Source organism: Propioniciclava sp. MC1683 (assembly GCF_014164675.1).
In the GTDB taxonomy this organism is placed as follows: Bacteria; Actinomycetota; Actinomycetes; order Propionibacteriales; family Propionibacteriaceae; genus Propioniciclava.
The window spans coordinates 116,801-142,115 of sequence record NZ_JACJFX010000005.1 but is presented as its reverse complement, the minus strand read 5'-3'; the positions used below and the strand labels follow the sequence as shown (position 1 = coordinate 142,115).

The 25,315-nt window shown below is 72.4% G+C and carries 21 protein-coding genes; 11 read left to right on the top strand and 10 right to left on the bottom strand.

What is annotated here, in order from left to right; genetic code table 11:
• The 6 genes from ppc to glgX form a co-directional block, all read right to left on the bottom strand.
• A complete protein-coding gene (gene ppc / locus H5397_RS04730) occupies positions 1–2,781 on the bottom strand; it encodes a phosphoenolpyruvate carboxylase (RefSeq protein ID WP_309224276.1) in 2,781 nt (926 codons plus the stop codon).
• Positions 2,782–2,791: 10 nt separating this feature from the next.
• Positions 2,792–3,454 (bottom strand): NUDIX domain-containing protein, encoded by a 663-nt coding sequence (locus H5397_RS04725; RefSeq protein ID WP_182815172.1) that lies wholly within the window; start codon positions 3,452–3,454, stop codon positions 2,792–2,794.
• Positions 3,455–5,437 (bottom strand): 1,4-alpha-glucan branching protein GlgB, encoded by a 1,983-nt coding sequence (glgB, locus tag H5397_RS04720; protein ID WP_182815171.1) that lies wholly within the window; start codon positions 5,435–5,437, stop codon positions 3,455–3,457.
• Positions 5,438–5,584: 147 nt separating this feature from the next.
• Positions 5,585–6,805: a phosphotransferase gene (locus H5397_RS04715; RefSeq protein WP_182815169.1), complete on the bottom strand. Its 1,221-nt coding sequence runs from the start codon at positions 6,803–6,805 to the stop codon at positions 5,585–5,587.
• Complete coding sequence (locus tag H5397_RS04710; protein ID WP_375539407.1) at positions 6,802–8,874, bottom strand: alpha-1,4-glucan--maltose-1-phosphate maltosyltransferase; 2,073 nt, start codon at positions 8,872–8,874, stop codon at positions 6,802–6,804. Before H5397_RS04710 ends, H5397_RS04715 begins: the two co-directional genes overlap by 4 nt.
• 27 nt (positions 8,875–8,901) lie before the next feature.
• On the bottom strand, positions 8,902–10,998 hold the full coding sequence (gene glgX, locus H5397_RS04705; RefSeq protein WP_309224275.1) for a glycogen debranching protein GlgX: 2,097 nt from the start codon (positions 10,996–10,998) through the stop codon (positions 8,902–8,904).
• A 159-nt stretch (positions 10,999–11,157) separates the two neighbouring features.
• Here glgX and H5397_RS04700 point away from each other — a divergent pair, with 159 nt between their 5' ends.
• The 4 genes from H5397_RS04700 to ligA are packed head-to-tail and all read left to right on the top strand — an operon-like array spanning position 11,158 to position 16,407.
• Entirely contained in the window at positions 11,158–12,288 is a 1,131-nt protein-coding gene (locus H5397_RS04700) for a cysteine desulfurase family protein (protein ID WP_182815165.1), read from the top strand.
• A 10-nt stretch (positions 12,289–12,298) separates the two neighbouring features.
• Positions 12,299–13,372, top strand: a complete 1,074-nt coding sequence (mnmA, locus tag H5397_RS04695) for a tRNA 2-thiouridine(34) synthase MnmA (protein WP_309224274.1) — start codon at positions 12,299–12,301, stop codon at positions 13,370–13,372.
• Complete coding sequence (locus tag H5397_RS04690) at positions 13,369–14,337, top strand: methionine synthase vitamin-B12 independent (protein ID WP_182815163.1); 969 nt, start codon at positions 13,369–13,371, stop codon at positions 14,335–14,337. The genes mnmA and H5397_RS04690 overlap by 4 nt, the downstream gene beginning before the upstream one ends.
• A gap of 30 nt (positions 14,338–14,367) precedes the next feature.
• Positions 14,368–16,407, top strand: a complete 2,040-nt coding sequence (gene ligA, locus H5397_RS04685) for an NAD-dependent DNA ligase LigA (RefSeq protein WP_182815161.1) — start codon at positions 14,368–14,370, stop codon at positions 16,405–16,407.
• On the opposite strand, the gene H5397_RS04680 is transcribed toward ligA, so the two are convergent.
• Positions 16,391–17,074, bottom strand: a complete 684-nt coding sequence (locus tag H5397_RS04680; RefSeq protein WP_182815159.1) for a phospholipid phosphatase — start codon at positions 17,072–17,074, stop codon at positions 16,391–16,393. The two genes, ligA and H5397_RS04680, sit on opposite strands and share 17 nt — an antisense overlap.
• Before the next feature lie 86 nt (positions 17,075–17,160).
• Here H5397_RS04680 and H5397_RS04675 point away from each other — a divergent pair, with 86 nt between their 5' ends.
• Positions 17,161–18,417: an HNH endonuclease signature motif containing protein gene (locus H5397_RS04675; protein WP_182815157.1), complete on the top strand. Its 1,257-nt coding sequence runs from the start codon at positions 17,161–17,163 to the stop codon at positions 18,415–18,417.
• Here H5397_RS04675 and H5397_RS04670 read toward each other — a convergent pair.
• Together H5397_RS04670 and H5397_RS04665 are read right to left on the bottom strand one after the other, a co-directional pair.
• A complete protein-coding gene (locus tag H5397_RS04670) occupies positions 18,404–19,009 on the bottom strand; it encodes a DUF5701 family protein (protein WP_182815155.1) in 606 nt (201 codons plus the stop codon). The genes H5397_RS04675 and H5397_RS04670 overlap by 14 nt on opposite strands.
• Positions 19,010–19,025: 16 nt before the next feature.
• Positions 19,026–19,256, bottom strand: coding sequence for an NIL domain-containing protein (locus tag H5397_RS04665; protein WP_182815153.1), 231 nt, complete (start codon positions 19,254–19,256; stop codon positions 19,026–19,028).
• Between the two features lie 228 nt (positions 19,257–19,484).
• Here H5397_RS04665 and H5397_RS04660 point away from each other — a divergent pair, with 228 nt between their 5' ends.
• Complete coding sequence (locus tag H5397_RS04660; protein ID WP_182815152.1) at positions 19,485–19,691, top strand: hypothetical protein; 207 nt, start codon at positions 19,485–19,487, stop codon at positions 19,689–19,691.
• 1 nt (position 19,692) lies between these two features.
• Here H5397_RS04660 and H5397_RS04655 read toward each other — a convergent pair whose 3' ends face one another.
• Positions 19,693–20,328 carry an ACT domain-containing protein gene (locus tag H5397_RS04655; RefSeq protein ID WP_182815151.1) on the bottom strand — a complete coding sequence of 212 codons (636 nt, stop codon included), beginning with the start codon at positions 20,326–20,328 and terminating at the stop codon, positions 19,693–19,695.
• A 142-nt stretch (positions 20,329–20,470) separates the two neighbouring features.
• Here H5397_RS04655 and gatC point away from each other — a divergent pair, with 142 nt between their 5' ends.
• From gatC to H5397_RS04630, 5 genes are all read left to right on the top strand, one after another.
• Positions 20,471–20,767, top strand: coding sequence for an Asp-tRNA(Asn)/Glu-tRNA(Gln) amidotransferase subunit GatC (gatC, locus tag H5397_RS04650; RefSeq protein ID WP_182815150.1), 297 nt, complete (start codon positions 20,471–20,473; stop codon positions 20,765–20,767).
• Positions 20,767–22,275 (top strand): Asp-tRNA(Asn)/Glu-tRNA(Gln) amidotransferase subunit GatA, encoded by a 1,509-nt coding sequence (gene gatA / locus H5397_RS04645; RefSeq protein ID WP_182815149.1) that lies wholly within the window; start codon positions 20,767–20,769, stop codon positions 22,273–22,275. The genes gatC and gatA overlap by 1 nt, the downstream gene beginning before the upstream one ends.
• A 1-nt stretch (position 22,276) precedes the next feature.
• Entirely contained in the window at positions 22,277–23,764 is a 1,488-nt protein-coding gene (gatB, locus tag H5397_RS04640) for an Asp-tRNA(Asn)/Glu-tRNA(Gln) amidotransferase subunit GatB (protein WP_182815148.1), read from the top strand.
• Positions 23,761–24,147, top strand: coding sequence for a VanZ family protein (locus H5397_RS04635; RefSeq protein ID WP_182815147.1), 387 nt, complete (start codon positions 23,761–23,763; stop codon positions 24,145–24,147). Before gatB ends, H5397_RS04635 begins: the two co-directional genes overlap by 4 nt.
• A 70-nt stretch (positions 24,148–24,217) precedes the next feature.
• On the top strand, positions 24,218–25,291 hold the full coding sequence (locus tag H5397_RS04630; protein WP_182815146.1) for a PfkB family carbohydrate kinase: 1,074 nt from the start codon (positions 24,218–24,220) through the stop codon (positions 25,289–25,291).
• Positions 25,292–25,315: the final 24 nt, after the last annotated feature.

Here is a 25,315-nt window from a genome sequence, read left to right as displayed (position 1 = left end):
CTACCCGGTGTTGCGCAGGCCCGCCGCGACGCCGTTCACGGTGACGAGCAGGGCCCGTTGCAGGGTGGCGGGCACCTCGTCGCCCGCGGCGTCCAGCGCGCGCACCCGGCGCAACAGCTCGACCTGCAGGTAGCTGATCGGGTCGAGGTACTGGTCGCGCACGGCCAGCGTGCGCTGCAGGCGCGGCTGACGGTCGAGCAGGGTGGCCTCGCCGGTGAGGCGGGTCACCTCCTCGACCGTGAGCGCGAACTCGGCGCGGATCGTGTCGAACACGTGCCGCAGCTCGGCCGGCACGAGCGAGTCGACGTAGTGCGCGGCCACCTCGAGGTCCGTCTTGGCCAGGGTCATCGAGACGTTCGAGACCACCGCGGCGAAGAAGTGCCACTCACGCAGCATCTCGGCCATGTCCTCGGCGTGCCCGGCCTCCCGCGCCGCGCGCAGCCCCGAGCCCACCCCGTACCAGCCGGGGATGATCTGGCGGCTCTGCGTCCAGCCGAACACCCACGGGATCGCGCGCAGCCCCTCGATCCCACCGCCCGAGTCGGGGCGCTTGCTCGGCCGGGAGCCGATCTTGAGCGCGCTCAGCTGGTCCACCGGGGTGCTGGCCACGAAGTAGGCCGGCAGGTCGGCGTCCGACACCAGCGCGGCGTAGGCGTCGTAGGCGGCGTCGGAGGCGAGCTGCAGCACGGCGTCCCAGCGGGCCAGCGCGTCGGCGGACTGGCGCGGGGCGGTGTGCAGCGCGGTGCTCTCGAGCACGGCGGCCAGGGCGAGGGCCAGGTTGTCGCGGGCCAGCGCCGGCAGCGCGTACTTGTCGGAGATGACCTCGCCCTGCTCGGTGAACTTGATCGTGCCGTCGAGCACGCCGTAGGGCTGGGCGAGGATCGCGTCGTAGGTGGGGCCGCCGCCGCGGCCCACCGAGCCGCCGCGGCCGTGGAACAACCGCAGCTGGACGCCGTGGCGGCGGGTCACGTCGCGCAGCTTGCGCTGGGTCTGGTGGATCTCCCACTGCGAGGTGAGGACGCCCGCCTGCTTGTTGGAGTCGGAGTAGCCCAGCATGACCTCGAGCCGGTCTCCCCGCAGCTCGACCAGCCGCCGGAACGATGGGTCGGACAGCAGCCCGTCGATGAGCTCGGCCGAGGCGCGCAGCTCCACGACCGTCTCCAGCAGCGCGACGAAGCCGATGTCGGCATGCGCCCCCGCGCCGTCGGCGCCGCCGTGCAGGTCGACCAGCCCGGCCTCGCGGGCCAGGATCGCCGCGGCCAGGATGTCGTCGACGCCCTGGGTCATCGACACGATGTAGGTCTCGATGACCTCGGCGCCGTAGCGCTGCTGGGCCTCGCGGATCGCGCCGAACACCCCGAACGTCCGCGCGGCGCGACCCGTCAGCGGCGGGTTGGGTCCGGTCAGGGGACGCCGCGCGGCCAGCTCGGTGGACAGCACCCGGCGGCGCTGCTCGCGGCTCAGGTCGGCGTAGGGGACCGCCACCTCGCCCACGTGGTCGATGATCGCGCCGACCGCCTCGTGGTGGGCCTCGGCGTGCTCGCGCACGTCGAGGGTGGCCAGGTGCAGCCCGGTGGCCGCGACGGCCTGCATCGCGGCGCGCACGCGCCCGTGGGCGGCCAGGTGGCCGTGGTGGGCCTCCAGCGACGCGGCGACCAGCGCGAGGTCATCAAGCAGCTCGCCGCCGTCGGCGTAGTCGCGGCCCGGCTCGTGGGCCGCGCCCGACCGGGTGCGCGCCCGGGTGTTGAGCAGCTTCGCGCGCACGCAGGTGAGCTTGAGCCGGTAGGGCTCCTCGGCGTTGATCTCGAGCACCCGCTTGTCGAGGCCGGGCAGCTTGGCGAGGTCCTCGCGCAGGGAGGCGGCCAGGTCGTCGCTGACCGGGGCGAGGCGGGTCGAGACCGACAGGTCGGTGGTGAGACCGTCGACCACGGCGAGCGCGTGGCTGATCGCGTGCTCGTGCTGGAGCTGCAGCACCTCGCGGGTCACCGCCGGGGTGACGAAGGGGTTGCCGTCGCGGTCGCCTCCGATCCACGAACCGAAGCGCACGGGCGTGCCGGCGGCGTCCAGCTCGACGCCGTGGTCGCCGCACAGCGCGGCGAGGTCGTCGAGCACCGCGGGGAGCGCGTCGGAGGTCAGCGCGTCGAGGTAGTACAGCGCGTTGCGGGCCTCGTCGACCGGCGTGGGGGAGGCCAGCCGTAGCTCGTCGGTCTGCCAGAGCAGGTCGATGGTCTCGGCCAGGCGCGCGTCCTGCCGGCGGCGGCCCGCCGAGCCCTCGGCGGACGGGGCAGCGAGCACGTCAGCGACGTCCTTGAGCTTGAGCAGCACCGACCGCCGGGACGCCTCGGTCGGGTGGGCGGTGAACACCGGGCGCAGGTCGGTCTCGCCGATGGTCTCGGCCAGGAGCTCCGGCCCGCCCTCGGCGACGATCGCGGCGACGGCCCGCTCGAGCCAGCCGCTGTCGGCGTCCGCCGCGTCGATGGACCGCACGCGGTGCACCTGCTCGGCGGTGTTGGCCAGCTGGAAGTAGGTGGCGAACGCGCGCACGAGCGCGGTGGCGTCGTCCAGGTCGAGGCCGGTGAGGGTGTCGCGGGCCGCGGCCGCGGCGTCCGGCGAGGACTCGGTGCGCGCCTGCTTGACCTGGACGCGCACCTGCTCGACCAGGTCGAGGAGGCGCTGGCCGCCCTGGCGGACGAGGCTCTCGCCCAGCAGCGTCGAGACGCGGCGGACGTCGGAGCGCAGTTCGGGGTCGATGGCGGACAGTGCGGGCTCGCGGTCGGTCACGGCGCGCATGCTACTCGACGGGCAGTCCGCCCTCGGTGTAGGTCGTCCGGGCGGACGCCAGCGCGGCCACCGCGGACCGGGCCCGGTCGGCGCCGAACGGGGTCATCACGGTGTCGAGGTCGGCCGGGTCCAGCCAATGGAGGGCCAGGATCTCGACCCCGTCGGGAACGAACCGGGCCTTGTCGGCCTCGGCCACCACCGGGGAGGCGAAGACCAGCTCGATCGCGTCCTCCCAGCCCTTGTAGGGGCGCAGCCAGTCGACGACCAGCACGTCGCCGACGCCGGGGGAGGCGCCCATCTCCTCGACCATCTCGCGCTCGCAGGCCAGCCGGGGCGACTCGCCGGGCTCCACGATGCCGCCGGGCAGCTCGAAGTCGGCCTTGAAGGAGGTCTCGCACAGCAGCACGCGCCCCGCCTCGTCGGTCACGAGGGCGTGCGCGATCAGCCGCTTGCGCGGGGTGACGGAGTTCATCACGTGCGTGAAGGCCTCGCGGCCGGCCGGCTCGCCCGCGAGGCGTCCGTACACCAGCTCGTCGACGAAGCGGTCGCCGGACGCCCGGGCCTGCCGCAGGCGCCCCTCCAGGCGGAAGCCGCGCCGGTGGAGGTCGCGGCGGGCGGGCCAGTCATCGGCCGCCACGCGCTCCTCCTGCCGGCGCGGCTCCTGCGTCGTCACCTACTCGGACGCCTCGACGTCGGCGGCGTCGACCGGCGCGGTCACGTCCACCTCGTCCTCGACGATCGCGCGGCGGGGCTCGGCGTCCTCGGCCGGCTCGTCGAGCCGGAAGAAGACCGCACCCAGCGGCGGAACCTGGACGGTCGCGCGGGCCGGGAAGCCGCCCCAGTCGCCCTCGTGGGCGTCCACGCCGCCGAAGTTGCCGATGCCGGAGCCGTCGTAGACGGTCGCGTCGGAGTTGAAGATCTCCGTCCAGCGGCCGGTCTCGGGCAGGCCGATCTCGTAGTCGTACCAGGGCTCGGAGCTGAAGTTGACCACGACCGCGATCTGCTGGCCCTCGCCGTCACGGCGCACCCACGAGTAGGCGTTGCGGCCCGCGTCGTCGGCGTTGATCCACTGGAACCCGTACGGGTCGTTGTCCAGCTTCCACAGGGCCGGGTGGGCCTTGTACAGCTCGTTGAGGTCCTTGATCATGCGCTGCAGGCCGTGGTGGCCCCACAGGTCGCTGACCCACCACTCGAGGCTGACGGCCTCGTTGAACTCCGACCGCTGGCCGAACTCCTGCCCCATGAACAGCAGCTGCTTGCCCGGGAAGGACCACATGAAGGAGTAGAACGCGCGTAGGGTGGCGAACTGGCGCCACGCGTCCTGCGGGATCTTGTTGATCATCGACCCCTTGCCGTGCACGACCTCGTCGTGGCTGATCGGCAGGATGAAGTTCTCGGAGTACTGGTACACCATCGCGAACGTCATCTCGTGGTGGTGCCACTGGCGGTAGATCGGCTCGAGCGCCAGGTAGCGCAGCGAGTCGTTCATCCAGCCCATGTTCCACTTGAAGCCGAAGCCCAGGCCGCCGAGGTTGGTCGGCTGGGTGACGCCGCCGAACGAGGTCGACTCCTCGGCGATCATCGTGACGCCGGGCACCCGCTCGTAGAGGTGGCGGTTGACGTAGCGCAGGAAGTCGATCGCCTCGAGGTTGTGGTTGCCGCCGAACTCGTTGGGCACCCAGGCGCCGGGCTCGCGGCTGTAGTCGAGGTAGAGCATGGACGCCACCGCGTCGACGCGCAACGCGTCGATGTGGAACTCCTGCACCCAGTACAGCGCGTTGGAGACGAGGAAGCTCTTCACCTCGTTGCGGCCGTAGTTGAAGATGTAGGTGCCCCATTCGGTGTGCTCGCCCTGGCGCGGGTCGGCGTGCTCGTAGAGGGCGGTGCCGTCGAAGCGGCCCAGGGCCCACTCGTCCTTCGGGAAGTGCCCGGGCACCCAGTCGAGGATGACGCCGATGCCGGCCTGGTGCAGGCGGTCGACGAGGTAGCGGAACTCGTCGGGCTTGCCGAGGCGGCTCTGCGGGGCGAAGTAGTTGGTGACCTGGTAGCCCCAGCTCGGCTCGAACGGGTGCTCGGTGATCGGCATCAGCTCGACGTGGGTGTAGCCCTGCCACGTGACGTACTCGACCAGCTCGTCGGCCAGCTCGAGGTAGGTCTTGCCCTTGCGCCAGCTGGCGAGGTGAACCTCGTAGATGCTCATGGGCTCGACCTGCATGTTCTTGGTCTTGCGGGCCTCCATCCACGCGTCGTCGCCCCAGCCCATCTGGGAGGTGTAGACGATCGAGCTGTTGGCGGGCGCCTGCTCGGCGAAGAACGCCATCGGGTCGACCTTCTCCCGCCACACGCCGTCGGCGCCGAGGATGTTGTACTTGTACAGCGTGCCGTCGCCGACGCCCTCGACGAACAGCGCCCAGACGCCCGACCCGGGGACCAGGTGCATGGCGTCGCCGGTCCACCAGTTGAAGTCTGCGTTGATGCGCACCTCTTGCGCGTTGGGCGCCCAGACCGCGAACCGGGTGCCGGTAACCTCACCACGCTCGTCGTCGTGGAGCGTCACGACGTGGGAGCCGAGCCGCCTCCAGACCTCGGTGTCGCCGCCGTTGTGGAACCCCTCGAGATCCCATCCGGTCAATCCGCCGAACGGATCGTGTGCCATCGCCTCTCCTAACGCTGGTCGGTCACTCCACCCTAGTGCTTCGCGCGGGGTCGGTGTCGGAACCCCGGCGAGGTCCGCGGAGTGTTCCGGCCTCACTCGGGGAGCAGCCGCACGGCCATGCGTTCCCCCCGGGTACTCGTCCCCCTCCTACGGGTTGGACTCCTGGATGGCTCGCAGGGGGATCCCGACCCAGTCGGGGCGATTGCGCAACTCATACAAGACTTCATACACGGCCTTGTCAAGGACGTACGCGGCCAGGACGTCGGCGTCTGCCCCGTCGCCGTACCCGGCGAGGAACGCGTCGCGGCACGCGTCGGCCCAGGCCACGGCCTCGGGCGACGACGGCTCGGGGTGGGCGCTGCGCACGTAGTCGAAGGACCGCACCATGCCGGCCACGTCCCGCCACACCGAGTCGAAGGCGCGGCGTTCGGCGGCGGTCTTGGCCGGCTCGCCCTCGAAGTCGATGATCGTCCAGCCCGTGGGGCTGTGCAGGGTCTGGCCGAGGTGGAAGTCCCCGTGCACGCGCTGCACCGGGAGCGTCCGGCCCCGCAGCGCCTCGAACGCGGCGCGGACGGTCTCGGCGTGGGGCGCCAGCTCCGGGGCGGCCGTGACCGCCGCGTCGAGCCGGGCACCCATGGTGTCGGCGACCTCGTCACCGGGGAGCACGTGGGCGCCGAACGCGTCCGCGAGGCGTCCGTGCACCGCGCGCAGCGCGACGCCGAGGTCGCCCGCCGCCTCGACGAAGTCGGCCCCCGCGGTGCAGGTGCGGGTGGCCAGCTCCCAGCCGTCCTCGGCGCCGACCACGCGCTCGATCACCAGGCCGAGGTCGGTCGTCCCGCCCTGGGGCCATGCCCCGGTGAGCCGGCCGTGCACGGCCGGGACCGTGCCCCCGCCCAGGGCGAGCAGCACCTCGGCGTCCAGGTTCGGGCCGGGCTCGACCCGCCGGAACAGCTTGTACAGGTCGGTGTCGTCCAGGACCAACGTCGTGTTCGACTGCTCGCCGGACCACACCTTGACCGGGTGGTCGGCGAAGTCGGGCTGGGTCGCGGCCACGAACGCCGCCAGCGCCGCGGGGTCGGTGGTGGCGTCGACGACCTGCATCGGCTCGCCGTCCACCTCGTCGGTGCCCAGCACCGTGCCGGACGCCTCGCGCCCGGCCGGGTGGTGGGCCACCAGCAGGTGGTAGTGCTCGGTGTGGCCGTCGGGGTAGGCCAGGGTGGCCACCTCGCTGCGCACGGCCGGCTCGACGCCCGGGGGCGTCCACGCGGGCAGGACGTCGCGGCGCACGATGCGCGCGCCGGCGCCCTTGCCCCCGAACCAGCGGACCGTCTCGAGGTGGCGCTCCCAGGCGCGGTCGAGCCCCGTCACACGACCACCAGGATGTGGGCCGGGTTCGCGGGGGTGAGCCGGACGAAGTTGCGGGCGCCCCACGTGAACGTGGCGCCGGTGAGCTCGTCGCGCACGCGCAGCGGGGCGTCGGGCGCGAGCCCCAGCTTGGTGAGGTCGAGGTGCACCTCGGACTCGACGGTGTTGTCGGGGTCGAGGGACACGATCACGACCACCTTGCTGTCGCCGTCGACCTTGCTGAAGGCCAGCAGCTTCTCGTGCGGCGCGGTGTGGAAGTCGATCCGCCGCAACTGCTGGAGGGCGCGGTGGTTCTGCCGGATCGCGTTCAGCGTGCCCATCAGCATGTTCAGGTTCGGCTGGGCGTTGTAGTCGCGGGGGCGGAACTCGTACTTCTCGGAGTCCAGGTACTCCTCGCGCCCGGGGGCGTTCGGCACGTGCTCGAACAGCTCGAAGCCCGAGTACACGCCCCACGCCGGCGACAGCATCGCGGCCAGGATCGCGCGGATGGCGAAGATGGCCGGGTTGCCCGACTGCAGGTGGAACGGGTTGATGTCGGGGGTGTTGACGAAGAAGTTCGGGCGGTAGAAGGAGTCCATGTCACGGGACAGCTCGCCCATGTACTCCTCGATCTCGCCCTTGGCCACGCGCCACGTGAAGTACGTGTAGCTGGTGTGGAAGCCGACCTTGCCCAGGGCGTGCATCATCTCGGGCTTGGTGAAGGCCTCGGCGAAGAACAGCACGTCGGGGTCGGTGGCGCGGACCTGCTCGAAGACCCAGGCCCAGAACTGCACCGGCTTGGTGTGCGGGTTGTCGACGCGGAAGATCTTCACGCCGTGGCTGATCCACAGCTTCAGGACCCGCAGCACCTCGTTGTAGATGCCCTCGGGGTCGTTGTCGAAGTTGATCGGGTAGATGTCCTGGTACTTCTTCGGCGGGTTCTCGGCGTAGGCGATCGTGCCGTCCAGACGGGTGGTGAACCACTCGGGGTGGTCGGTCACCCACGGGTGGTCGGGGCTGGCCTGCAGCGCGAAGTCGAGGGCGATCTCGATGCCGAGCTGCTTGGCCTTGGCCACCAGCCGGTCGAAGCTCTCCCAGTCGCCCAGGTCGGGGTGGATCGCGTCGTGGCCGCCGTCGGGGCTGCCGACGGCCCACGGCGAGCCCGGGTCCTTCTCGGTCGCGTCGAGGGAGTTGTTCTTGCCCTTCTTGAACGCGGTGCCGATCGGGTGGATGGGCGGGAAGTAGACGACGTCGAAGCCCATCGCGGCGACCTCTTCGAGCCGCTGGTGGCAGTCGTCGAAGGTGCCCGAGGTCCAGGTGTCCGTCTCGGCGTCGTAGGTGGCGCCCTCCGAGCGCGGGAAGAACTCGTACCAGGAGGCGAACAGTGCCTTGCGGCGGTCGACGAAGATCGGGAAGTCGGCGGTGGGGGAGACCAGTTCGCGGGGCCCGTACTTGCGCATGGCCTTGGCCAGGCCGCTGCCGGTCGCCACGTCGAGCAGGTCCTCGGCCGGACGCTGCGGGATCAGCAGCTGGGCGGTCGCGCGCAGGATGGACGCCTCGACCGGGTCGCCGGCCTCGTCCGCGGCCCTGGCGGTGCGCTCGAACAGGTCGCGACCCTCCATGCAGACCAGCTCGATGTCGACGCCGGCGGGCAGCTTCGCCTCGGCGTTGTGCAGCCAGGTGCCCCAGGGGTCGGACCAACCCTCGACCCGGAAGGTGTGGGCGCCCTCGACCTCGAACCGGACCCAGGCCTCCCACGGGTCGAGGCCGCGGGGTTCGAGGGGGGTCATGTCGTGGCGGGTCTCGCGGCCGGACGGGTCGGTGACGATGACCGACGCGTTGACGGCGTCGTGGCCCTCGCGGAACACCCGCGCCCGGATCGGGACGAGCTCCCCGACGGTCGCCTTGGCGGCGTAGGCGCCGCCCTCGATGACGGGCGAGACCTTGGTGACCGGGATGCGGCCGAAGCCGCGCACGACGGTCTTCGTGGGGGAGAGGTCGACCGGCACCCGGGTGGGCGCGGTCGCGGGGGCCGCCTTCTTCGGCGTGGTGGCGGCGGTGGTCTTGGACTGGGTCACGTTGCGCTGCGTCACGCCGACCACGCTACTGCACCCGCAGAGTCAGCGGCGACGTTCCGCAAACGGACGCCGGCTGGCCACGGTGGCCTTCATCACGACCACGGTGCGGCCGGGGAGGACCACCCGGCGACCCGGTGCGAGGGCCGTCATCCGCAGTTCGTCGGGGGTGCCGGTGTGCGCCATGATCCGGTAGCCGCTGGACCAGGGCTGCCCGGGCAGCGTGATCGCGAGGGGCTCGATCCCGGCGTGGAAGAAGACGTAGAACGCGTCGCGGCGGTCCGAGACGTACATGCCCAGGCTCCGGCGTGCGCCGTCGTGCCAGTTCTCGATCGTCATCTCGGTGCCGTGCTCGTTGAACCAGGCGGACTCGGTGCGGCCCAGCCCCTCGTCGTGCTCGCCGATCACCTCGGCGCGCGAGCGGTACGCGGCGGGGCGGAGCACTGGGTGCTTGCGGCGCAGGTCGAGCAGCTTGCGGGTGAGCGCGAGCTGGTCGTCCCACTCGTCGGTCTCGGTCCAGTGCACCCACGACAGCGGGGTGTCCTGGCAGTAGGCGTTGTTGTTGCCCTGCTGGGTGCGGCCCATCTCGTCGCCGGCGAGCACCATGGGCATGCCCGAGCTCAGCAGCAGGGTGGCCATCATGTTACGCATCGTGCGGCGGCGGGCGGCGTTGATCGCGGCGTCCTCGGTCTCGCCCTCGTAGCCGTGGTTCCAGGACCGGTTGTCGTCGGCGCCGTCGCGGTTGCGCTCCCCGTTGGCCTCGTTGTGCTTGAGGTCGTAGGTGACGACGTCGCGCAGCGTGAACCCGTCGTGCGCGGTGACGAAGTTGACCGAGCTGGTGGCGGGGCGTCCGTCGTGGTCGAAGATGTCGGCCGACCCCGCGAGCCGGGTGGCCAGCTCCTCCACGCCGAAGACCGCGCCGCGCCAGAAGTCGCGGGTGAAGCCGCGGAACCGGTCGTTCCACTCGCTCCAGCCCCGGCCCCAGCGGCCGACCTGGTAGCCGTAGGGGCCGAGGTCCCACGGCTCGGTGATCATGACGGCCTTCGACAGGACCGGGTCCTCGGCGACCGCCTGCTTGAACTCGTGGCTCTGCTGCACGTGGTGCAGTTGGTCGCGGATCAGCGTGGTGCACAGGTCGAAGCGGAACCCGTCGACGCCCATGTCGCGAACCCAGTAGCGCAGCGAGTCGAGGATGAGGTCGAGGACGCCGCCCATCGACGTGTCGACGGCGTTGCCGGTGCCGGTGACGTCGTAGTCGTTGCGCAGGTCGGAGGTCAGCCGGTAGTAGCCGGCGTGGTCGATGCCCCGGAAGCTCAGCGTCGGGCCCTCGTGGCCGCCCTCGGCGGTGTGGTTGTAGACCACGTCGAGGATGACGGCGATGCCCTCGTCGTGGAGGGCCGAGACCATCTCCTTGAACTCGGTGACCTGCTGGCCGAGGGTGCCCGAGCTCGAGTAGGGCGCGTGCGGGGCGAAGAAGCCCAGCGTGTTGTAGCCCCAGTAGTTGACCAGGCCCTTGCCGATCGCGAACGGCTCGGAGATGAAGTGGTGCACCGGCAGCAGCTCGACGGCGTTCACGCCCAGCTTCTTGATGTGCTGGACCACCGCGGGGTACGCCAGGCCCAGGTAGGTGCCGCGCAGGTGCTCGGGGACGGCCGGGTGTAGCTGGGTGTAGCCCTTGAGGTGGGTCTCGTACACGACCAGCTGGTCCTCGGTGATCGGGGTGGCCAGCGGGCGCGGCGGGGGCGTGTCGGCCACGACGACGCTCAGGGGGACCGACGCGAACGAGTCGCGCGGGTCGGGCAGGTAGTTCGATTCGGGGGTGTGGTCGCTGATCGGGCCGGAGTAGTCGACGCCGCCGGTGATCGCCCGCGCGTACGGGTCGACGAGCAGCTTGGCGGGGTTGAACCGCTGGCCGGTCTCGGGGCTCCAGGGGCCGTGGACGCGGTAGCCGTAGCGCTGGCCCGGACCGACGTCGGGGACCAGGAGTTCCCACACGCCGTCGTTGTGCCGGACCAGGTCGTGGTTGGTCTGGCGGCGGTCGGTGTCCACCAGGGCGAGTTCGACGCGGGTCGCACGGGGGGCCCAGAGCGCGAAGCGGGTGCCGCCGTCGACCACGTGGGCACCGAGGATGGACGAATCCACCGGTCGGGGCAGCGAAGGGCGCACGGACACCACTCTCGATCGACGGACTCGGACTCGCGGTCAGCCCCGGTGGGGTGAGGGCGGACGATTCATTCTGCCGTAAAGGAACAGTCCGGTCCATTCGCGCTCCCTCTAGACTCGGCGCACGAGGAGGGCACGGTGCGACGCGTCTACCTGGACCACGCGGCCTCCACGCCGCTGCGCGAGGAGGCTCGGTCGGCCATGCTCGCCGCCCTCGACGTGACCGGGAACGCCAGCTCCCTCCACGGCTCCGGCCGCCACGCCCGCGCGCTCCTCGAGGACGCCCGCGAGCAGCTCGCCGACGCGCTCGACGCGCATCCCGGCGAGGTCGTGTTCACCGGCGGGGGCACCGAGGCCGACCACCTCCTGGTCAGCGGCGCCGCGGCGCTGGGGGAGACGACCGGGCGGCCACGGGTGGCCGCGTCCACGGTCGAGCACCCGGCGGTCGCCCACGCCGTCCGGGCGCTGGGGGAGCGGGCCGTGTGGCTGCCGGTCGACCGCGCGGGCGTCCTGCGGGCGTCGGGGCTGGCCCAGCTCACGCGCGATGTCGCGTGGGCCTCGGTGATGTGGGCCAACAACGAGACCGGCGCGCTGCAGCCGATCGGGTCCTTCGTGCAGGCCTGCCGCAGGGCCGGCGTCCGATCGCACAGCGACGCCGTGCAGGCGGTCGGTCACGTACCGGTGTCGTTCGCCGACTCGGGGCTGGACGCCCTGACCGTCTCGGCGCACAAGCTCGGCGGGCCGGTCGGGGTCGGTGCGCTCGTCCTGCGTCGCGACGCCCCGCTGGCCGTGGTCAGCCACGGCGGCGGGCAGGAGCGCCGGTTGCGGTCGGGGACCGTGCCGGTCGCGCTGGCGGTGGGGTTCGCGGTGGCGGCCGCCGCGGCCGTGGCCGCCTTGGCACAAGAGGGGCCGCGGCTCGCCCGGCTCCGGGAGGTGCTGGTCGCGGGCCTCACCCGCGTGGAGGGCGTCCGGGTCAACGGGCCCGCCGACGTGAGCCCCTCGATCTGCCACGTGACGGTGGACGGCGTCCGGGCCGACGACGTGCTCCTGCTGCTGGACGCCGCGGGCATCGACTGCTCCACCGGTTCGGCGTGCACGGCCGGCGTCCAGCAGCCCAGCGAGGTCGTGCTGGCGATGGGCCTGGGGGAGGAGGCGGCCACCGGGTCGCTGCGGTTCTCGCTGGGCTGGACCACGACCCCCGCCGACGTGACCGCGGTCCTGGACGCCTGGCCGGCGGCCGTGTCCCGGGCCCGCGCGGCGTCCGCCTAGGATTCATCGGGTGCGTGTCCTGGTCGCGATGTCCGGGGGAGTCGACTCCTCCGTCGCCGCCGCGCGCCTCGTGGCGGAGGGCCACGAGGTCACCGGCGTCCACCTGGCGCTGAACCGCAACCCCGAGCTCTACCGGTCCGGGTCGCGCGGCTGCTGCTCGCTGGAGGACTCCAACGACGCCCGTCGGGTGGCCGACACCCTGGGCATCCCCTTCTACGTCTGGGACTTCTCCGACCGCTTCCACGCCGACGTCGTGGAGGACTTCGTCGCCGAGTACGCCGCCGGCCGCACGCCCAACCCGTGCCTGCGCTGCAACGAGAAGATCAAGTTCGCCGCCGTGCTCGAGCGGGGGGTGGCCCTCGGCTTCGACGCGGTGGCGACGGGCCACTACGCGCGGCTCGGGTTCGCCGGCGAGGACGCCGAGCTGTACCGCGCCGCCGACGCCGCCAAGGACCAGAGCTATGTGCTCGGCGTCCTGACCCAGGCGCAGCTGCGCCGCTCGCTGTTCCCCCTGTACGGGACCGTCAAGGCCGACGTGCGCGCCGAGGCCGAGGCGCTCGGCCTGCGGGTCGCGTCCAAGCCCGACAGCCACGACATCTGCTTCATCGCCGACGGCGACACCGCCGGCTTCCTCGACCGTGCGCTGGGCGAGCGGCCCGGCGAGGTCGTGGACGCCGCGGGCGCGGTCCTCGGCACCCACGGCGGCCACCACCGGTTCACCGTCGGCCAGCGCAAGGGGCTGCGCCTCGGGGTGCCCGCCGCCGACGGCCAGCCGCGCTACGTGCTGGCGATCTCGCCGGTCGACAACACGGTGACGGTCGGTCCGCACGAGGCGCTGGCCGTGAGCGAGATCACCGGCATCCGGCCGACGTGGGCGGTCGCCGAGCCGCGCCTGGGCTCGTGGCGGGGGCTCGTCCAGGTCCGCGCCCACGGGACGCCGCTGCCGTGCGGGATCGAGGCCGACGCCGAGGGCGTCCGGATCGCGCTCGACGAGCCGGCCTTCGGGATCGCGCCCGGCCAGGCCGCGGTGCTCTACGACGGCGACCTCGTGGTCGGGGCCGCGACGATCGCGGGTGCCCGGTGAGGACGTCCGCGATCGGGTCGCTGCCCGGGACCGACCTGGGCGCCGGCGTCCGGCTCGCCCTGGAGGCCGTGTCGGTGCCGTGGCTGCCGGAGTTCCCGGCGCGGGGGCCGTGGACCGGGATGGTCGGGCGCGCGCTCGGCCTGCTGGACGGGTTGGGCGCCGAGCTGTCGGCCGGGGAGTGGCGGCTGGCCGCCGTGCCCGGCGTGGACCAGCGTCGCGCGAGGGCCGCGCTGCGCGACGACCTCGACGTGCTGGAGGAGAACGCGCAGGGGCTCACCGGGCCGTTGAAGGTGGCCGTCACCGGCCCGTGGACGCTCGCCGCATCCGTGTTCCGGCCGCTGGGCGGCCGCGTGCTCGCCGACCGCGGCGCGCGCCGCGACGTGGCGCAGTCGATTGCCGCCGGCGTGCGCGACTTGGTGGCTGACGTCGAACGCCGCCTGCCCGGGGTCGAGGTGCTGGTGCAGGTCGACGAGCCCGCGCTGCCGGCGGTGCTGGCCGGCGCCGTGCCGACCGAGGGCGGCTACTTCCGCCACCGCGCGGTCGACCGACCCGAGGCCGTCGAACTGCTGCGCGAGCTGGGCGGCCACGTGCTGCATTGCTGCGCACCGGGGCTCGACGTCGGCCTGGTGCTCGGGCCGCACGGGGCCGGCTTCACCGGCGTCGCGCTCGACCAGGACCTGCTCTCCCGCGCAGCCTGGGACGCCCTCGCGCCGCTGATCGAGGACGGGAAGGAGCTGTGGCTCGGGGCCGCACCCACGGCGTCCGGGGTGCCGCTGTCGGCCGACGCGCTGACGCGGCGTGTGCTGGGGGCCCTGCGCCCCCTCGAGCTGGGGCCGGTCGTGCTCGACCGGGTCGTGCTGACGCCCGCCTGCGGGCTGGCGGGCTGGACGCCGGCCGCGGTCTCCGCGGTGCTGCGGGCGCTGCGCACCACCGCCGAGCGGATGGACGAGGAACTCTCCCGCTGATTGTCGGTCCGGCGCGGTAGGTTTCAGGTCGTGACCGAAGCCGAGGACCAGTCCCGCCACGCCGAGCTCGCGCAGCAGATCAACGACGCGCGGTTCCAGTACTACGTGCTGGACGCCCCCACGCTCACCGACGCGGGCTTCGACGTGCTCATGGCCGAGTTGCAGGCGCTGGAGGAGGCCCACCCCGAGTTCGTCACGCCCGAGTCGCCCTCCCAGCAGGTGGGCGGCGGCCTTTCGGCGACGTTCGCCGCGGTCGAGCACCTCGAGCCGATGATGAGCCTCGACAACGCCTTCTCCACCGAGGAGGTCGAGCGCTGGTACGCCCGCCTGGGCGGTCCGGCCGAGCTGCTGTGCGAGGTGAAGATCGACGGCCTCGCCCTCGACCTCGTCTACCGCAACCGGCGCCTGGCCACGGCGGCCACGCGGGGCGACGGCCGCTACGGGGAGGACGTGACGGCCAACGTGCGCACGATCGCCGACATCCCGCTGACGCTGGCTGACGACGCCCCCGACCTGGTCGAGGTGCGCGGCGAGGTGTTCATGACCCCGGCCGCGTTCGCCGCGCTGAACGCGTCGCTGGAGGAGGCCGGGCGTGCGCGGTTCGCCAACCCGCGCAACTCCGCGGCCGGGTCGCTGCGGCAGAAGGACCCGCGGGTCACGGCGTCCCGCAAGCTGCGCTTCCTGTGCCACGGCATCGGCGCGAGCTCGGGGCAGGCGCCCCAGCGGCAGTCGGAGGGGTACGACCTGCTGCGTGCGTGGGGGCTGCCCGTGAGCACGCACAACGTGGTCGTGCCCGACCTCGCGGCCGCGCTGGCCTACATCGAGACCATGGCGGGGCGCCGCCACGACCTCGAGCACGAGATGGACGGCATCGTGCTCAAGGTCGACGACCGGGCGCGGCAGCGCGAGCTGGGCTCCACCTCGCGGGCCCCGCGGTGGGCGATCGCGTTCAAGTACCCGCCCGAGGAGGTCAACACCAAGCTGCTGCGCATCGAGGTCAACACCGGCCGCACCGGGCGCGTCACGCCCTACGGCGTGATGGAGCCGGTGGTCGTGGCCGGCTCGACCGTCGAGATGGCGACGCTGCACAACGCGCACGAGGTGGCCCGCAAGGACGTCCGCCCCGGCGACACCGTGGTGCTGCGCAAGGCCGGCGACGTCATCCCCGAGATCCTGGGGCCGGTGCTGGCGCTGCGCCCCGAGGGCCTGCCCGCCTGGGTCATGCCCACGCACTGCCCGGGCTGCGGCACCGAACTGGTGGAGCAGAAGGAGGGCGACAAGGACCTGCGCTGCCCCAACACGCGCTCGTGCCCCAGCCAGCTGCGCGAGCGGGTGTTCTTCGTCGCGTCGCGCACCGCGCTCGACATCGAGAACCTCGGCTTCCAGGCGGCGGACGCCCTGCTGTCGGCCGGGCTGATCGAGGACGAGGGCGACCTGTTCGCGCTGACCGAGGAGGACCTGGCGAAGTCCGACTTCTTCACGACCAAGGCCGGGGTGCTGAACGCGAACGCCAAGAAGCTGCTGGCCAACCTGGAGGGGGCGAAGACCCGCCCGTGGGCGAAGTTCCTGGTCGCGCTGTCGATCCGGCACATCAGCAAGGGCGTGGCCCCCGACGTCGCGCGGGCGTTCCCGAGCGTGGAGGCGCTGTCGTCCGCGTCGGAGGAGGAGCTGTCGGCGGTCGACGGCATCGGGCCCACGCTGGCGGCGTCCATCACCGAGTGGTTCGCGGTCGACTGGCACCGCGCGATCGTCGAGAAGTGGCAGGCGGCCGGCTGCGTGCTGGCCGACGAGCCGGCGGCCGATGCCGTCCCGACCGTGGAGCAGACGCTGCAAGGCCTCACCGTCGTGGTGACCGGGGCGGTGCCGGGGTACACGCGCGACACCGCGCAGGAGGCGATCGAGGCGCGCGGCGGCAAGGCGGCCGGCTCGGTGTCGAAGAAGACGTCGGTGCTCGTGGCGGGGGAGTCCTCGGGGTCGAAGTACACCAAGGCCGAGAGCCTCGGCGTGCTGATCCTGGACGCCGAGCGGTTCGAGGCGCTGCTGGAGAAGGGCCTCAGCGCGCTGGACTGAGATCCCGGCTGTGGTCGTTGCGGTCCTGGAAGGCCTTGGTGGCCATGATCGACACCAGCAGGGTGAGCTCGAACGCGTTGGTGATGGCGCCGCTGGGCAGGGGTAGCTGCACGCCGCTGCCGATCGTCATGACCACCGCACCCACGAACAGCCACGGCCACTTCTGCTTCCGCCAGACCAGCGCGCCGGCGACGACGAGGAACGCCGCGACGACGAGCACCATCAGCGGCGGGCCGGTGGCGGGTTCGGCGCTGCCGTAGGACAGGACGCCGTACTCCTCCTGCGGCACGAGGTGCAGGCCGCGCACCTCGAGGAAGTACTCCACGACGGTGAGCGCCAGCGCGGCGCCGATCGACAGCACCTGGTAGGCCCGCGACTGCGCCCACCCGAAACCGGCTCGGCGCAGGGTGTGCAGCGCCCAGGCGACGAGCGTGGGGGTGATCGCGGCGTGGATCCAGTAGCGGCCGTAGTTGAGGCCCTCGAGGAGTGGGCCCTCGCCGATGAAGGAACCCAGGCCGAGCACCAGGTTGTCGTAGACGAGCGCCGCGACGACGAGGAGGGGGATGTTGGCGGGCGTCCACCACCCGTTGCGCATCGCGAGGCGGACGCCCCACACGAGGAGGGCGAGGTAGGCCGCGGCGAAGCCGAGGAAGAGGATGGTGTCCATCCGGTCAGTACGCACAGCACAAGCAACGATGCCGGATGGTCGAACGCGCGTCCGAAAATGTCGGCGGCGAGTCCTAGCGTGGTGACATGGACGAGGGCAGGCGGGCGGAGGCTCGGCGGGTGGCCGATGAGCTGCTCGGCGTGCTGTCGTTGGAGCGCTCGCTGGGCGCCACGAAGGCCCTGCTGGTGGCGGGGTTGGTCGACCTGCACGACACGGTCGCGTCGAACCCGGCCCCCGGGGCCGAGCGGCTCGTCCGGTCGGGGCACGAGGGCACGCCGCTCGTGGCCGAGTTCCTGTACGCCGAACTGGCGCCCCTGCTGGGCGTGACGATCCCGGCCGCCTCCGCGCTGGTGTCCGACGTGATGGACCTGCGGCACCGCCTGCCGCGCACGTGGGCGGCCCTGCTGGCAGGTCGCGTCGAACTCTGGCAGGGCCTGCAGGTTGCCCAGGCCAAGGGGATGCGCGACCTCGACCGGGCGGCCGCCGCCCGCGTGGACCGCCTCGTGGAGCCCTGCCTCGGCCGGCTCGCCTGGCGCCGCGTCCTGCGCAAGCTCGCCGGGCTCATCGTGGCGGCCGACACCGAGGCGGCCGCTGCGCGCGCCGAACGGGCGCGGGGTGAGCAGTTCGTGCGGGTCACCCACGACGGGGACGGCATGAGCACGCTGGTGGCCCGGCTGCGCACGGCGGGAGCCGTGCTGTTGGAGGCCGCGGTGGACGGCTACGTCCGACAGGAGGTCGCGGCGGGGTCGACCGAGCAGGTCGACGTCCTGCGCGCGGAGGGTCTGGTCCGGCTCGCGACGCCGACCGCCGCATCCGACGCCGCCGGCACCCTGCGTCGCCCCGAGGCGACGGTCGTGGTGCACCTCAGCCCCGACAGCGAGGTCGTGCGCACCGAGGGCGACCTCGGGCCGGTGCTCAAGGCCCACCTCGCCGAGTTGCTCCAGCACCACCGGATCCGGGTCCTGCCGGTGGTCGACCTCGCCGACCACCCGCAGGTCGACGCCTACGAGGTGCCCGTCGGCATCGGCCGGCACGTGCGGGCGCGGGACCCGTTCGAGATGTTCCCGTTCTCGGTGCGCGGTTCCCGGGGGCTCGACCTCGACCACTCCGACCCGTGGCGCGACGACGGCACCCGGGGGCAGACGCGGGCAGCCAACCTCGCCCCACTGGGCCGCTTCGCCCACCGGGCCAAGACGCACGGCGACTTCGAGCTCACCCAGACCGCACCCGGCATCCTCGCGTGGGTCACCCGTCTCGGTTACGAGTGGCTGGTCGACCGTCAGGGAACGCACCCGCGCGGGGACGTGCCCAATGCCGGCGGCGCTGACGTCAGCTTCGGCTGAGGGCCGACGCGAAGCCCAGCCAGGTGTGGTGGTTGCCGGCCCAGCACCACCCGACCTTGGGGACATCGCGCCGGTCGGCGCCGTCGCGCCCGGTCCCGCGGCTGATCCAGATGGCCGGGGTGCGGGCGTCGAGCCCGCGGTCCTTGCGCTTGCGGGAGCCGATGCACATGAAGCACCGGTTGGGTTCGAGCACCTCTGGGGCCTGGAGGAGCCAGCTGATGCCCTCGCCGATCGTCAGCGGGCTCCGGCCGCGGGCGAGGATCTCGGGCAGTGCCCGGTCGGGGGTCCACCCGAGCAGGTCGTCCCCACGGTCGACCCCGTGCACGAGGTAGAGGGCACGATCGGGGACCACCACGGACTCGATGGGGTCGAAGGCGTCGAGGTCGTCCATGTCCGCGACCACGAAGCCGGGGCGGTCGCCGCGGCGCAGGAGCGGGGCCAGTTGGCTGGGTCCGGCGAGCTCGGGGTGCACGCACAGCACCCCCTCGCCGGTCAGGTCAGCGGCCAGCTCCCGGAACTCGTCGGCGCTGACGCCCGCCACGTCCGGGACCCCTGCCGCGACCAACCGTTCGACCTGCGCCCGCATGCTCATCGGGCCAGTGTGCCCGTCAGGCGGCGACGGGCAAGCGGTGGATCCCGCGGCGGGCGAACCAGGACGCCGTGGCGTCCACCTGCGCGGCTGCGGCGTCCACCTCGATGGTGAGGACGTTGACGGGGAAGATCTCCATCGTGGTCACCCGCTGCCCGAGCAGGCGGACGGTGACGCCGAGTTCGGCGGTCAGCTGGGCGAGGGCGGCGCGGCCGGCGTCGGCGCCGACGAAGACGAGGTCGAGGGTCATGGCTGTGCTCCGAGGATCTGGCGTGTTGTCGGGAGGGTGCTGGTGCGCGACTCCCGAGCCAGGGGCTTCAGGGAGTCAGGCGCGACAACACGGACAACAGCCCACGGGCACGGTGAACGACGGCAGCGCGAGGGTGCGTGCGGTCGTGGCCATGGGAGCAGGGTAGGTGACGCAGGCCCACGCGTGCACACCGGTGCGCCGCATCGTGAGACGCGTACGCTGGGGGCCGTGGAGGGACTGAACACCGACCTGGACCTGAGCGGCTCCGCGTCGCCGCGCGTGCGGCCGCGTGTCGGCGAGTGGGCGCCGGCGGACGTCCCCACGACACGCAGCAAGCGCAACCAACGCTGGTGGACGATCACGGTCCTCGGCGTGGTCCTCGTCGCGGTGGTCGCCTTCGGCTACTTCGCGTACCTGACGCTGCGGGGCTACTGACTCACACCGCGTGCTCGTGCTCGCTGGCCATCAGCGCCAGGTGGCGCAGCCGGGCGAGCTCGGCCTTGCGGAACTCGGGCCCAGGGCGTCCGATCACGATGCTGTGGGCGCTGCGGCAGGGGGCCACGGCGACCGCGGCCTCGCCCCACCCGTCGTGCCAGCCGGCGGGCAGTTCGGCGACGTGGGCGGTCGCCAGGTCCCCGAACACGCCCACCGGCACCTGCGTGCCGATGGGGGCCAGCGCGCTGCGGTGCAGCACCATGCCGCGCTCGCGGTCGACCAGGAGCGCCCACGAACAGTGGAATGTCGAGGGCGCCTTGTCGGTGAGCAGCACCTCGGCGCGCTCGGGGCTCTCGGCCATGGCGTCGAGCACGTCGAGGTCGGCGTGCAGGCCCCAGTTCTCGGGGTAGAAGGAGACCCACAACACCTCGACGTCGGGCAGCGCCGCGCAGGCGGTGACCAGCTGGTCGGGCCGCGCGTCGGCGGGCAGCGTCAGCATGAAGTCGTCGATGACGTAGCCGGTGCCCTTCTCCACGATCTCGACCGCGTTGATGTCGGCCTGGGCGTGGCCCAGGGCGGTCGCCACGGCACCGAGCGTGCCGGGGCGATCGGGCAGGACGACGCGCAACAGGTACATGGCCCCCTTGATACAGGACGCCCCCGGCCCGGCCCAACACCTGTCCCGGATCGTCGCCAGCTTGTAGCGTGACCGAAACGTCCGCCGGGCACGCGACCGGGCCTAGGATGAGCGGGTCCCCGACCCGATCAGGAGTCCTCCCGTGGCCTTGACCACCGACGACGTCGCGCAGCTCGCCGCGCTGGCGCGCATCGAGCTGACCGACCAGGAGCTGGAGCGCATGGCGCCCGAGCTCGCCATCATCCTCGAGGCGGTGGCCTCGGTCTCCGAGGTCGCGGACGCCGACGTGCCGCCGATGTCGCACGCCATGCCCCTGACCAACGTCTTCCGCGAGGACGTCGTGCGCCCGGGCCTCACCCAGGAGCAGGCGCTGGCCGGCGCGCCCGCCACCGACGAGGGCAAGTTCCTGGTCCCGCGGATCCTGGGCGAGGAGGCCTGATGACCGCCGACATCCTCACCGCCACGGCCGCCGACCTCGGCCGCCGCATCGCGGCGCGCGAGCTCACCGCCGTCGAGGTCACCGAGGCCTTCCTGGCCCAGATCGAGCGCGTCGACGGCGACGTCCACGCCTTCCTGCACGTGGACGCCGAGGGCGCGCGTGCCCAGGCTGCCGCGGTCGACGCGCGGCTGGACGCGGGGGAGGAGCTGGGCCCGCTGGCCGGCGTCCCCATCGCCGTCAAGGACCTGTTCTGCCAGGCCGGGGTGCCCACCACGGCTGCCTCGAAGATCCTCGAGGGCTGGCGCCCTCCGTACTCCGCCACGATCGTGCAGCGCGTGCTGGACGCAGGCCTGGTGGTCCTTGGCAAGACCAACCTCGACGAGTTCGCGATGGGCTCCTCGACCGAGACCTCGGCCTACGGCACCACCCGCAACCCGTGGGACCTGGACCGCATTCCCGGCGGCTCCGGCGGCGGCTCGGCCGCCGCCCTCGCCGCGTTCCAGGCGCCGCTGGCGCTGGGCACCGACACGGGTGGCTCCATCCGCCAGCCGGGCGCGGTCACCGGCACGGTGGGCGTGAAGCCGACGTACGGCGGGGCGTCCCGCTACGGCGTGATCGCGATGGCGAGCAGCCTCGACCAGCCCGGCCCGTGCGCCCGCACCGTCCTGGACGCCGCCCTCCTGCACGAGGTCATCTGCGGGCACGACCCGATGGACTCGACCTCCATCGACGCGCCCGTGCCCCCGGTCGTCGAGGCCGCCCGCTCGGGCGACATCGCCGGCATGCGCATCGGCGTGGTCAAGGAGCTCGGCGGCGAGGGCTACGAGCCCGGCGTCGAGCTGCGCTTCCGCGAGGCGGTGGCCGCGCTCGAGGCGGCCGGCGCCGAGGTGGTCGAGGTGTCCTGCCCGCACTTCACCTACGCGCTGGGCGCCTACTACCTGATCATGCCCAGCGAGGTCAGCTCGAACATGGCCCGCTACGACGCCATGCGCTACGGGCTGCGCTCCGGCGACGACGGCACCCGCTCGACCGAGGAGGTCATGAACCTCACCCGCGCCGAGGGCCTCGGCGCCGAGGTCAAGCGCCGCATCATCATCGGCACCTACGCGCTGAGCTCCGGCTACTACGACGCCTACTACGGCTCGGCCCAGAAGGTGCGCACCCTGATCAGCCGCGACTTCGACGCGGCCTTCGAGCAGGTCGACGTCCTGGTCAGCCCGGCGACGCCGACCACGGCGTTCCTGGTGGGGGAGAAGCTGTCCGACCCGCTGGCGATGTACAAGTCCGACCTGTGCACGATCCCCTCCAACATGGCGGGCAACACGGCCGGGTCGTTCCCGTGCGGGGTCGCCCCCGAGGACGGGATGCCCGTGGGCCTGCAGGTGATGGCACCGCCGCAGGCCGACGACCGCGTCTACCGCGTGGGCGCCGCGCTCGAGCGTGCGCTCGCCGAGCGCGACGGGGGAGTCCTGACCGACCGGATCGCCGAGCGCTGGGTGGAGGCCTGACATGACCGACCTGATGGACTACGACGACGTCATCGCCGACTTCGACCCCGCGCTGGGCCTGGAGGTCCACGTCGAGCTCAACACGGCGTCCAAGATGTTCTGCGGCTGTGACAACACTCCGGGCGGCGAGCCGAACACCAAGGTGTGCCCGGTGTGCCTCGGCCTGCCGGGCTCGCTGCCGGTGGTCAACGGCAAGGCGGTGGAGTCGGCGATCCGCATCGGGCTGGCGCTGAACTGCTCGATCGCGCCGTGGGGCCGGTTCTCGCGGAAGCACTACTTCTACCCCGACATGACCAAGAACTTCCAGACCTCGCAGTACGACGAGCCGATCTGCTTCGACGGCCACGTTGACATCGAGGTCGACGGTGAGGTGCACCGCATCGACATCGAGCGCGTGCACATGGAGGAGGACGCCGGCAAGCTCACGCACGGCGGTGTGACCGGGCGCATCCACGACGCCAGCCACTCGCTGGTCGACTACAACCGCGCCGGGACGCCGCTCATGGAGATCGTCACCCGCCCGGTCCTGGGGCTGGGGGCCAAGGCACCCGCCGTGGCGAAGGCGTACCTCGCGCACCTGCGCGAGCTCATGCTCGCCCTCGGGGTATCCGACGCCCGCATGGAGGCCGGCAACATGCGCTGCGACGCCAACGTGTCGCTGGCGCCCAAGGGCTCCGACGTGCTGGGTACCCGCACCGAGACCAAGAACATCAACTCGCTGCGCTCGGTCGAGGGCGCGCTCACCTACGAGATCCAGCGGCAGGGCGCGATCCTGGCCGACGGCGGGCGCGTGCACCAGGAGACTCGCCACTGGCACGAGGAGGGCTACACCTCGCCGGGCCGCTCGAAGGAGCAGGCGGAGGACTACCGCTACTTCCCCGAGCCCGACCTGGTCCCGGTGGCGCCCAGCTCCGAATGGGTCGAGCAGCTGCGCGGCACCCTGCCCGAGCCGCCGGCCGAGCGCCGCGCGCGCCTGCAGGAGGCGTGGGGCTTCACCGACCTCGAGATGCGCGACGTCAACGGCACGGCCGGCTCCATCGACCTGATCGACGCGACCGTGGGCGCGGGCGCGAGCCCGGCGTCCGCCCGCAAGTGGTGGCTGGGCGAGCTGGCCCGGCGCGCCAACGAGGCCGGGGTCGAGCTGGCCGACGTCGGCGTCACCCCGGCGCAGGTCGCCGAGGTGCAGGCGCTCGTCGACGCGGGCACCGTCAACGACAAGCTCGCCCGCGAGGTCTTCGACGGGCTGCTGGCCGGCGAGGGCACGGCGTCCGAGGTGGTCGAGGGGCGCGGCCTGGCCGTGGTCTCCGACGACGGGGCGCTGGGCGCGGCCGTCGACGCCGTCATCGCCGCCAACCCCGACGTGGCCGACAAGATCCGCGACGGCAAGGTCCAGGCCGCCGGTGCGCTGATCGGCCAGGTGATGAAGCAGATGCAGGGCAAGGCTGACGCCGCGCGCGTGCGGGAGCTGATCCTCGAGAAGCTGACATGATCGGGGAGCCGACCGACCCGACCCGGCGCGCGTTCGTGCCGTGGGTCGTCGTCGCGCTCGCGCTGGTGTTCCACCTGTGGGGGCTCTACACCACCAGCCCGCCCGACGCGGGGGGCTTCTCGTTCCCCGGCATCGACAAGGTCGCCCACGTGATCCTGTTCGCCGTGCCGACCTGGGCACTGATGAAGGTGGTCCCCAACCAGTGGTTCGCGCTGGTGCCCATGCTCCTGCACGTGCCGGTCAGCGAACTGGTGCAGGCGAACCTGCTGCCCGGCCGCGGCGGCGAGTGGTGGGACGCCGTGGCCGACCTGGTCGGCATCGCGGTGGGCTGGTGGACGGTCCGGTCGACCGCGCGGTTCGACGAGGCCACGGCAACTGAGTGAATCCCCCGGCGGAGGGGGCGGGGTGTGTCTAGGCTGGCGAGCATTCCATTCGCCGCTGAAAGGTAGCCCCATGACCGTCCGTGAAGACGCCCAGTGGTCCCTCGTCGTGCCCACCTCGATGGGCGTGCGCATCACCCCCGAGAACCGGGCCCCGGTGCACACCGCTGACCGCTTCTTCCTGCAGGCGACGAGCGCCGAGACCAACGTGGCGAGCGTCATGTCGCACCTGGGTGAGCCCACGCTCGTGCTGAGCGCCTTCGTCAAGGGTTCCCCGATCTCCGCGCTCATCAAGGCCGACCTGCGCAAGCGCAACATGAGCTACCGCGGTCCCGACCTCGACCAGGGCGACGCCTGGGGCCTGCGCCACCAGTTCAACATCGCCGACTCCGGCTTCGGCGGCCGTGCCCCCCGCGTGTGGAACGACCGCTCCGGCGAGGTCGGTCGCGAGCTGAGCGTCGACCAGTTCGACCTCGACCAGCTGTTCCGGGTGGAGGGCGTCAAGGTCCTGCACCTGTCCGGCCTGATCGCCGCGCTGTCCCCGTCGACCTCGAAGTTCTGCGTCGAGCTCGCCAAGGCCGCCCGCGAGCACGGCACGCTCGTCGCGATGGACCTCAACTACCGCGCCACCTTCTGGAAGGGCCGCGAGGAGGAGCTCACCGCCGCGTTCGACGAGATCGCCAAGAACTGCGACATCCTCTACGGCAACGAGGAGGACTTCCAGCTCTGCCTGGGCATCGAGGGCCCCGAGGCCGGCGGCGAGTCGATCGAGGACGAGATCGACGAGTTCAAGAAGATGATCGGCCGCATCAAGGACACCTACCCCAACGCGCACTGGATCGGCACCTCGCTGCGAGAGGTCGAGTCGGCCAACCGCCACCAGTGGGGCATCCTGCTGTGGAACGACGGGGAGTTCCACCTCGCCCCGCTGCGCGCGATCGACGTCATGGACCGCATCGGCGGCGGCGACGGCTCCGTCGGCGGCGTCCTCTACGGCATCGTGCAGGGTTGGGACGTCGAGAAGTGCGCCCAGTTCGGCTGGGCCACCGGCGCGCTCGCGGCCACCTCGCTGTACGACTACGGCGCCCCGGCCGACGAGAAGCAGGTCTGGGACTTCTGGGCGGGCAACGCGCGCGTTCAGCGCTGACCCCGGCGCCCCGGCGGGCGTGCC

What these genes read in the sequence shown, in the direction of transcription:
- H5397_RS04670 (WP_182815155.1), bottom strand. Translation starts at nt 19,009, where the DNA reads ATGAGCATGCGGGCGCAGGTCGAACGGTTGGTCGCGGCAGGGGTCCCG.
- H5397_RS04630 (WP_182815146.1), top strand. Translation starts at nt 24,218, where the DNA reads ATGACCGTCCGTGAAGACGCCCAGTGGTCCCTCGTCGTGCCCACCTCG.
- H5397_RS04655 (WP_182815151.1), bottom strand. Translation starts at nt 20,328, where the DNA reads ATGTACCTGTTGCGCGTCGTCCTGCCCGATCGCCCCGGCACGCTCGGT.
- gatB (WP_182815148.1), top strand. Translation starts at nt 22,277, where the DNA reads ATGACCGACCTGATGGACTACGACGACGTCATCGCCGACTTCGACCCC.
- H5397_RS04680 (WP_182815159.1), bottom strand. Translation starts at nt 17,074, where the DNA reads ATGGACACCATCCTCTTCCTCGGCTTCGCCGCGGCCTACCTCGCCCTC.
- glgB (WP_182815171.1), bottom strand. Translation starts at nt 5,437, where the DNA reads ATGGCACACGATCCGTTCGGCGGATTGACCGGATGGGATCTCGAGGGG.
- H5397_RS04635 (WP_182815147.1), top strand. Translation starts at nt 23,761, where the DNA reads ATGATCGGGGAGCCGACCGACCCGACCCGGCGCGCGTTCGTGCCGTGG.
- H5397_RS04665 (WP_182815153.1), bottom strand. Translation starts at nt 19,256, where the DNA reads ATGACCCTCGACCTCGTCTTCGTCGGCGCCGACGCCGGCCGCGCCGCC.
- H5397_RS04675 (WP_182815157.1), top strand. Translation starts at nt 17,161, where the DNA reads ATGGACGAGGGCAGGCGGGCGGAGGCTCGGCGGGTGGCCGATGAGCTG.
- gatA (WP_182815149.1), top strand. Translation starts at nt 20,767, where the DNA reads ATGACCGCCGACATCCTCACCGCCACGGCCGCCGACCTCGGCCGCCGC.